The 9,713-nt window shown below is 44.4% G+C and carries 4 protein-coding genes; all 4 read right to left on the bottom strand.

The features are described from left to right. Positions 1-164: 164 nt before the first annotated feature. Genes ACMJ0U_RS09600 through ACMJ0U_RS09615 form a run of 4 tightly spaced genes read right to left on the bottom strand, consistent with a single transcriptional unit; the run spans position 165 to position 9,692 of the window. Complete coding sequence (locus tag ACMJ0U_RS09600) at positions 165-1,706, bottom strand: sulfatase (RefSeq protein ID WP_417129746.1); 1,542 nt, start codon at positions 1,704-1,706, stop codon at positions 165-167. 55 nt (positions 1,707-1,761) lie between these two features. Continuing rightward, a complete protein-coding gene (locus ACMJ0U_RS09605; RefSeq protein WP_417129743.1) occupies positions 1,762-5,343 on the bottom strand; it encodes a glycoside hydrolase family 2 TIM barrel-domain containing protein in 3,582 nt (1,193 codons plus the stop codon). 13 nt (positions 5,344-5,356) lie between these two features. Continuing rightward, on the bottom strand, positions 5,357-7,354 hold the full coding sequence (locus ACMJ0U_RS09610; protein ID WP_417129744.1) for a family 20 glycosylhydrolase: 1,998 nt from the start codon (positions 7,352-7,354) through the stop codon (positions 5,357-5,359). 25 nt (positions 7,355-7,379) lie between these two features. Beyond that, complete coding sequence (locus tag ACMJ0U_RS09615; RefSeq protein WP_417129745.1) at positions 7,380-9,692, bottom strand: family 20 glycosylhydrolase; 2,313 nt, start codon at positions 9,690-9,692, stop codon at positions 7,380-7,382. Positions 9,693-9,713 lie beyond the last annotated feature (21 nt).

The raw sequence follows: 9,713 nt of genomic DNA on the forward strand, positions 1-9,713 counted from the left end.
TCTTAGTCGGAGTATTTCCCCCGTTTTGGCTGCCAAACCTTATTTTCGGGGGAATACCTAAAGATACAAAAAAGCCAACTAATTCGCAATACTTTTTGTATGAATTAGTTGGCTAATTTTATACTATTTACTGAGTGTCCCCATTTATAACTACCTCTTACGAATTATTCCTTATCCCGTTCTGGCGAGAAACGTACGGGGTCATCATACTGTTCCTGAAGTTTCAGCATTTCTGCCTTCAACTCGTCAACCACTGTCTCATACTCCTTCTGCCCGTACAGATTGTGCATTTCGTGCGGGTCTTCCTGCAAGTCGTACAATTCCCATGTATCAATGTCATTATAGAAATGAATCAGTTTATAACGGTCTGTACGCACTCCATAATGACGTTTCACCATGTGCTCTGCCGGGTATTCATAGAAATGATAGTACAAAGCCTTACGCCAGTCTTTCGGGTGTTCACCTTTCAGCAACGGCAACAAAGATACTCCATGCATATCAGACGGAATTTCTACTCCTGCCAAATCCAGGAAAGTAGGTCCATAGTCAATGTTCTGTACCATTTCAGTAATGTCTCCCCGACGAGTGAAACCGTCCGGCAAACGCATAATCAGCGGAGTACGCATGGATTCTTCATACATGAAACGCTTGTCGAACCAACCGTGTTCTCCCATATAGAATCCCTGGTCGGAAGTATACACTACCAGCGTATTCTCCAATAATCCTTTTTCCTTCAGATAGTCCAATACGCGACCCACATTGTCATCCAACGACTTCACCGTCTTCATATAGTCACGCATGTAACGTTGGAACTTCCAGTTGGCCAAATCCTTTCCTTGAGGATTTTTCTTATAGAAATCTTCGATGATAGGACCATAGAACTTCTCCCATGCTGCACGCTGAGCGGTATCCATTCGGCCGAGGAAACTTTCATACAATGTCTTCAAACGAGAGTTCTTGTCCGGACGAAGCATCTTCAAGTCATAAATCATATCCATGTCCTTCACAATACTCATTTCCTGGGCGGCAGCCGCTTCACGTCCCTCATAGTCATCAAAGAAGTTATCTGGCAAAGGGAAGGTTTTGTCTTCATACAAAGCCAGATTACAAGTATCTGCCATCCAGTTACGATGGATAGCCTTGTGATGGATGAACAGACAGAACGGCTTCTTGTCATCACGCTTGTGTTCCATCCAGTCAATGGCATCATCGGTAATGATGTTGGTTATGTAACCATGTTTCTGAATGGTATCATTCTGTTGCGTAATAAAATCAGGGTTATAATAATCCCCCTGCCCCGGCACAATTTGCCAGTAATCAAATCCTGAAGGCAGACTTTCCAGGTGCCACTTTCCGATAATCGCCGTCTGATAACCGGCCTTCTGCAACAGTTTTGGGAAGGTTTGTTGCGCACTGTCGAACACGCAAGTAGTATTATCATAGAACTTGTTGCCACAAGAATGCTTGCCTGTAATCATACAGGCACGGCTGGGACCACTCAACGAGTTTGCCACAAAACTGTTCGTGAAGCGCACTCCCTCATTGGCAATGCGATCCAAATTGGGAGTTTCCATGTAGCGCGTATCATAACAGCTCATCATCTGTGCCGTATGGTCATCGGTCATGATATACACAATGTTGTATTGCTTCTTCTCTTGCTTATCAGCCTGCTGACAGGCTGTAGTGACGGCCGATAAAGCAACCATACCGGCAACAGGATAAAATTTATTCATAAGTCTACTTAGGTTATTCTATTCTTTCTTACAAAGCAGATATACGGAGCTTATAGCTCATCGGTTTCTGCGGAATTTGGTATTTCAGCATGGTTTCCGGACCACAACTTGCATTTCCGACTCCACGCAAAGCCGCATCCAGGTGAAGTACCACGTACGGGCGCGGCTGCAATTCCCAAGTATGCTTGGTATTCATCAAGTCTTCATCCGTATAACGCAAAGCAGAGAAAGAAACATTACCTTGTGTCTGAATACGAATACCCTTTCCAGAAGCATCCTTCAAGTCCATGCTACGTAAACCTTCCCGATTGCCCATAGACTGAGGTTTCACATACTTGCCGGTATCATTTGCGTCCAGCGTGTAACGTCCCACAGGACATGCATCCTTACGGTCGACATAGTTCTCCCAAGGACCGTGTGCATAATAGTCTACCTGAGTCAAAGTAGAATCCAGCAGGCAAACCAATCCACAGCGACGTAAGTTTGCAGTCTGAGGAGAGAAACGCACATCCATGTCTATTACTCCGTTCGGCATAAATGTGTACACAATGTTGGTTGCACACAAGGAACCGCCACGAGACGTACTTACCTGTACGATTCCTTTATCTACACTCACCTCACACGTACCAGCCGCATCCAGTCCGTTAGCAACTTCCTTAAACAAGTCATTCTCAATCCAGCGGTGATTATCATACAAGAAGCCGCCATTATGACTGATGATTTCCTTTCCAGCCATATTCAACTGTACCATCTGTCCGGTGGCTTTATCGAAAGCTGCACGGAGATGCTTGTTGTAAAGCATCAACAGTTTATCGGTTTCCTGAATGGTCCATTCATTTTTCTTCTTCTTAAACGTCAGTTGTGGTAAATCGGCTCTCTTCTGCAATTCAAACTGGCAAGCAGCTACTTCATGTCCAGCTTCTGCCCATACAGTAGGTGCTAACATACGTACATGCAAATTGACCATCACTTCATCACCTGCCTTCTTGGCATCTGCCAAATTAATTCCTGACAGTTTCAGATTCAATACTGCAGAATCTCCCGGAAGAATATTTTCCAGTTTCAAGCTGTCAGCTCCTACAATCACTCCATTTTTCACGCTTTCCCATTTCAAATCGAAGCCTTTCAATGACAAGAATGCATACTTGTTACGTACCTGTACATTGACCATATTATGAGAAGCATCGGTACCTACACACTTAAAGGCCACATACTGATAAATGGCTTTCACCTCTTTCAGTTTCGGAGATTCTTCACGTGTAGCCGGTACGATACCGTTGGAACAGAAGTTACCCTGATGCGGACCAGGGAAGTCATATCCTGTATGCAGGCGGTAAATACCTTTCTTTATTTCATGCGGTTCATAAATAGCCTGGTCTACCCAGTCCCAAATAGCTCCACCGATAGTAGCCGTACTGCCTTCAATACTTTCCCAATATTCTTTCAGGTTACCGATGGCATTTCCCATGGCATGCGCATATTCACACACGAAGAGTGGTTTTTCAAACGCACTTACATGTTCATCCATCCAGTCCATACTCGGATACATCTTGGAGTAGAAATCACTGAAGCGGTTACCACCGTATGACTTTCCGTCACGTGTACCTTCATAATGTACCGGACGACTATCCAGCTTTTTAGCTGCGTCATAACAATCACGGAAGTTGGCTCCTCCTCCGGCTTCATTACCCAAGCTCCAGAAAATCACACTCGGATGATTGCGGTCTCTCAGCACCATGCGGTCAATACGGTCTACGAATGAAGGTATCCAGGAAGGCATGTCACTGATAGACTGGTTGGCATGGTCTTCCAGGTCAGCCTCATCCATTGTGTACAAACCATAGTAGTCAAACATGGCATACATCTTGGCTGCATTCGGATAATGCGACGTACGAATCGTATTGATATTGTTCTGTTTCATAGTCAGCACATCCCACAACATAGACTCTGTTGTCACCGCACGACCATATACCGGATGCGTATCGTGACGGTTGGTTCCCTTGAAGAACACTCGTTTGCCATTCAAGTAAAGCAATGAGCCTTTCACCTCTATGTCACGGAAACCGTACTTCGTAGAGAAAGCCATTTCATCCTTTCCTCCCTGACGCTGTATCACTTGCACAGTATACAATGTAGGAGTTTCAGCGGTCCACAAAGACAAATCTGTCAAATCGAATGATACATTAGCCGTACTTACCGGAGAAGAAGGAGCGTATTTCACAGCCACTTCCGATTCGGCCACCTTACGGCCTTCCGGATCTAACAGACGTACCAGCAGATTCTTGGTACCCTTCAGCTTGTCACGGTTATCTAAAGACAACTTCACATTCATGGTTCCATTTTTATAATTCTTATCCTTATCCAATAGACAAGTAATGTAATGGTCGCGCACACTGACTTTCGGTACATTATATAAATACACATCACGGAAGATGCCACTCATACGGAACATGTCCTGACATTCCAGATAAGAACCGTCACACCAGCGGAACACCTGCACAGCCAGACGATTTTCGCCTGGTTTCAGGTACTTGGTCACATCAAACTCAGCTACATTGTTTGCTCCTTGTGAATAGCCCACATATTTTCCGTTGAGATACACAAAAGCCGCACTATAAATACCACCGAAATGAATGAAAGTACGTTTTCCATCCCAGCCTGCCGGCAAATTAAACATACGTACATACGAACCTACCGGATTGATACCATAGTTCTTTCCGCCATCGTTAAAACCTTTACGAGCCTGAATATAAGGCGGTGTGTTGGCATGCGGGAATTCTACATTGGCATAAATCGGACGGTCGTAGCCCTGCATTTCCCAGTTAGACGGCACAGGAATACGGTCCCATCCCGATACATCGAAATCTTCCTTATAAAAATCCAGCGGACGTTTTGAGGGTTCTGACACCCAATGGAAAGCCCATGTACCGTTCAGCAGCATATAGGCAGAGTTATGTACTTCCTCCCACGGGCGGTCATAGAAAGCTTTGTCTGCCAACATATCTTCCTCTGAAGGGTAAGGCATATACGTGGCATGGCCCGCTTCCTTATTTTCTTCAAAGTGGGTTTCATCTTCCCAGTACACTTTTTCGCGTGCAGCCATACCAGCTCCTTCGGGCATAGGCACAACGCTTACCCGTATCTGGAACAAAGAAGTTTCCATCGTTTCAGCCTTCTTTCTGTCCATCAACTGTAGACGGCCGTCTTTCTGACATACCAGCATAAGCGACGGAGTATTAGCCGGAGCCAGTCTCACCCCGTTTGCGGTTTCCTGTATGCTCCACAACTGCGCCTCATCACTGCCGTTTACCTCTGTAACGACCAATGCCTTATGGTCTACATCAGCTCTCAGCGCCTTGTCTTCAAAGACATTCACCAAACGAAAACTTCCAGACAACTCGTTGATGTTCCACTGCTGTTTCTGGTCGTCCTTACTCAAGGATTTCAATATCACAGACGAACCCTTATCATAACCCAGTACCTTATTTGATACCTTTGCAGGGAATACATTATAAAACTTGTCTTTATCATATCTGCTTTGCGAAGATACATTCTGAGCTATCCATACCAGAAGTCCCAGGACCATCAAAAAACGATAAATTTTTATCATAACATTTGCAATATTAAAGTGGAATACATACCAAGTTTCTTATTTTTCCCTTAAATCCCATCTTGCTATCCCCCAATTGTTTTAAAGGAAATATCAATGTTTCCTGATACCAGAAGCGCTCTTTTTTCTGCCGTTTCTCATTAAACACCTCGCTTGCCCGACCTTCCAGTCTTTCCTGAAGTTGTCCGTTCACAAACAGAGAAGTACCTTTCACATCACCTTCAATTCTTACCTTAGTCCATTGTCCGGCAGGCAAACGATACGCATGGAACACAAATTCATAACCGTCACGACGGAAAGCAAACTTACCGGTATTCTGCCAGTTGGACACGAATTCTGAATGCGGACCTTTGAACAATATGGCATCAATATCAGGAGTTGTATCCGGACACAATTCAAATTCTACAGCATAAGGATAGCCTATTTCATCTACTTCCGTGGTCACCACTTCCGTCCCTGACAAAGTCACCTCTTTTCCTGCTTCAATCAGTGTAGTCTGCTTGTCTACCTTGGCCAACAAGTTTACACCTGGAGCCTCAGGAGTAGTAGCACAAAGTTTCATAAACTGTTCAAAAGGCACTTTATCCGCATTTTCGCCCTTCCACATCTTTTCACACACCACCTGCAAACCTGGGAAAGTACGGTAATGCACATCCTGCTCACTGATACCATTGCCCACACGGTCGTTCCAGACTGCCAGCATAGCACCTAAAAAGTTGGGATGGCGCACAGTCATCTTTGGGTCATCCGCACGCATCATCTCCGGCATCCAGTTCTCATACAGCCACTGACAGTTCAGAAAATCATAATAATAATGTGCCGCAGGAACTATATACAATAGCCCATCACATAAGTTCACGACCTTGGCTCCTGCATCCAGACAAGTCTGTACATCCATCCAGCCATGATTCCATGCACTCACTACCTTCCCTTTCAAATTGACAGGAGTTTCTCCTCTCATCATATTCAAGCTTCCCCATAAACGTGGAATCTTGCCGTATCCTGACACAAAGTCCAGATAGTGGTTCGTAAAGTGTCGGAACTGCTCTGATTCTTTCCGGTTATACTCATCAGTTCCGATATGCACCTCCGGTCCTACAAACACCGGATTCTCGCCCGACAAATATTCATCGAACAAGGTATCTACAAAATCATATACCTCTTGTTTGTACAAATCCAAATGGTCCATACCGTATTCTTTCTTATCAGCAGCCAGCCGAGGGTTATAATGTGTGAAGGCCAATGAGTGAGCCGGTACATCAATTTCCGGGATTACGTTAATTCCATAACGAGCTGCCATTATCTGAAAATCACGAAACTCCTCTTTTGTGTACGAACCATCTTTCGCTGTCAGTCCTGGAAAACGTTCACTCTCCAAACGGAATGCCGAATAGGTTCTGTTCCAATCGTTTCCGAATAATTCCACAAACCCGTTATCATTCAAATGCACTTGCAGTTCGTTTAACTTATAGAATGAAAGAATTTTGACATAATCACGCAAGTAGTCCATCGTAAAAAACTTACGAGCCACATCAATCATGAATCCTCGGTTCGGATACAAAGGAAAGTCCGTAGCCCGGCCCTTCATCAATCCCTCCGGTTGGTTATGAATCATCTGGAGCAAAGTACGCGTACCCCAGAAAACACCTTTAGAAGTAGATGCCTCAATGGTAACCTCACCCTGAATGTTCATCCGGTATCCTTCTTCACCCAAAATTTTGTCCGGCTTACCCAAAGTCAGATAGACAGCTCCTTTTTCTTTCTTTCCTACTACGACACTATACTCCCAACCAAACATTTCCTTCAAGTCCTGCGCCAGGATTTCGGCTCCTTCTTTCAGCCCGTTTTCATCCTCCGGAGAAACAATCACTTTTCCAGTTTCCGGAAGTAGCAGCTTTCCTTTTGCCGATTTCCACTGCTGCAAGGCAGGAATCACTTGTGGCACATTCTGGCCTACGGCCATCATCAGTCCACACAACCACATCACACTACATAAAATCAGATGTCTCATTGTATCAGATTTAAAGTTCATATAATTATCTAATTTGTAATTCATCAAAATAATAACGTGCCGGTTGTCCAGGACGCATGTAATGCGATTCCGGACAAGAGCCAAAACCTTCAGCCGTAATTCGGACATAGCGGACCTTACGCGCCTTAATCGTAAATTCCACATCCTCTACATAGTTCCCTTCTCTGAAAATTTCCGCTTCCGAAAACTCCTTCTGTCCTACCTGAACAAAGATACGATTATCTTTTGAGACTTCCACCGTTACCCTCTTCGGTTTATGAACTGCCATGCCATAATTGGTCAAGCATCCCAACAGAACTTGTTGTACAGATTCTGTTTGCTGCAAGTCTACCGTAAATGAAGCAGAACTCAAGTTATCCCACGTGCACCACTCAAAATCAGACTGGCGCAAACTTCCGCGCACTCCATTTGTTAATAAATGAGCCATAGGAGCCTTACTCAACACGTGCTTTCCTGTCGCTTTATTGTTCAACAGCGGAAGAGTCAGAATTTCTCCTTTTCTCATATCTTTTACGAACGATGCACACTTTACAACCGTCCCCGCATCCAGCCTCAATGGCGCTGTATAGACTGAAGAATACATATCCGGTTCTCTTCCATCTAATGTATATCGTATTTCTACATCCGTACGTTCACAATTTAGCTTCACACACAGCTTTCCATTTTCAGGAGCAACTGTATGCTGAATATTATACATGGATGAGGCATAAGGCACATTCTTCTTTTCCAGATGAGCCAAATAATTATCCAGCCCCTGCTGAAAATCTGTCCAATTCTTCTTTCCTTTTTGTGACCAGGCCACTTCAGCCAAAGCAGCCAGACGAGGAAACAGCATATACATCACATCGTCTGCACTATAACAAAACTCCGTCCACATGGAAGCCTGTACTCCTAGCAACAATTTCTCATACTCCGGTTTCCAGTCTGCCTGTACCGGCTCATAATTATAAACATCACGCAGGGTATTATTCCCAAAGTAGGTAAGCGGTTCAAACCACTGGGGACCTTGATACCGAATCAAATAAAGTACACGGGCCGGTGTCATCACAAAGTTCAATCCTTGGTCTGCCGCCTTCAATGCCGCATTACCCAATCCTTGCCAGCCAAGAATCACGGCCTTTTCGGGCAACTTGCTATTGGTCAGTTCATCCCATCCCATCATCGTACGTCCCTTACTCCGGATATAGTCGTTCAGTCTGCCCATGAAATAGCCCTGTAAGTCCTCTACCTCTGTCAGGTGTTCTTCTTGCATGCGCTTTTGACACAACGGGCATGTCTTCCAATACGTTTTAGTCGCTTCATCTCCACCTATATTAATATAAGGGGAAGGAAATATCTGAAACAGTTCATCAATTATATCCTGTAAAAAAGTAAAGACCTTCTCGTTTCCAGCACAATAAATTATTTCCGGATTACGTCCTCCCAGCCCTGGTAACACAGTGATCTTTTCTTTTACCACCGGACATGCCAGTTCGGGATATGCAGCCAACGCCGCACACGAATGCGCCGGCACATCAATCTCCGGAATCACATTAATCTGCCGGTCGGCTGCATAAGCCACAATCTCCTCCATATCGTTCTGAGTATAGAAACCTCCCAGCGTAGTCTTTTCTCCCTCTGCCTGATTACGACGTGCATAAAACGGCAACTGCCCTCTGTCCACTCTCCATGCACCGACTTCTGTCAAGCGAGGATATTTCTTGATTTCCAATCGCCAGCCCGTATCGTCCGACAAATGCAAGTGAAGGGTGTTCAGCTTCAACAAAGCCATACAGTCCAATATACGCAGCACTTCTTCTTTGGGAATAAAGCACCGGGCCACGTCCAGCATCAAACTTCTATATCCAAAACGAGGTTCATCCGTCATAGCAAAGACCGGCAACCTCCATATTTGATTGGCCAAAGTCTGCCTCTCAATATCCGAAGGTAACAACAATCTCAACGTCTGGAAAGCATAAAAGAATCCTTTTATATCCGAAGCATAAATCCGTATATTATCTTCTGACACAGTCAGCCGATAAGCTTCCTTTTTCAAAGCTTTATCTGTAACTAACGATATGGCCGCATTCTGTACTCCGATTTCTACCATAGGAGTAAATCCAGCCGGAACAGTAAATAAATCAGCAAAATCAGATGCTATTCCCTCTTGTTCTTCATTCTCCACAGAAATAACTGTTTCTTCAGTAACCTGAAAAAAGCCATCTCCTTCCTCTATTTGCAGAGGAGCGGGAACTAGATTTATCGGATGCTGTGCATATAAGTAATCTGTAGAAAAGATAAAAAGACTCCACAGACAAATAAAAAAACATTTATTCATAAGACTAGATGTGTACATTTC

This window comes from Phocaeicola sp., assembly GCF_048170425.1.
Lineage (GTDB): Bacteria > Bacteroidota > Bacteroidia > Bacteroidales > Bacteroidaceae > Phocaeicola.

What these genes read in the sequence shown, in the direction of transcription:
- ACMJ0U_RS09615 (WP_417129745.1), bottom strand. Translation starts at nt 9,692, where the DNA reads ATGAATAAATGTTTTTTTATTTGTCTGTGGAGTCTTTTTATCTTTTCT.
- ACMJ0U_RS09600 (WP_417129746.1), bottom strand. Translation starts at nt 1,706, where the DNA reads ATGGTTGCTTTATCGGCCGTCACTACAGCCTGTCAGCAGGCTGATAAG.
- ACMJ0U_RS09610 (WP_417129744.1), bottom strand. Translation starts at nt 7,354, where the DNA reads ATGAGACATCTGATTTTATGTAGTGTGATGTGGTTGTGTGGACTGATG.
- ACMJ0U_RS09605 (WP_417129743.1), bottom strand. Translation starts at nt 5,343, where the DNA reads ATGATAAAAATTTATCGTTTTTTGATGGTCCTGGGACTTCTGGTATGG.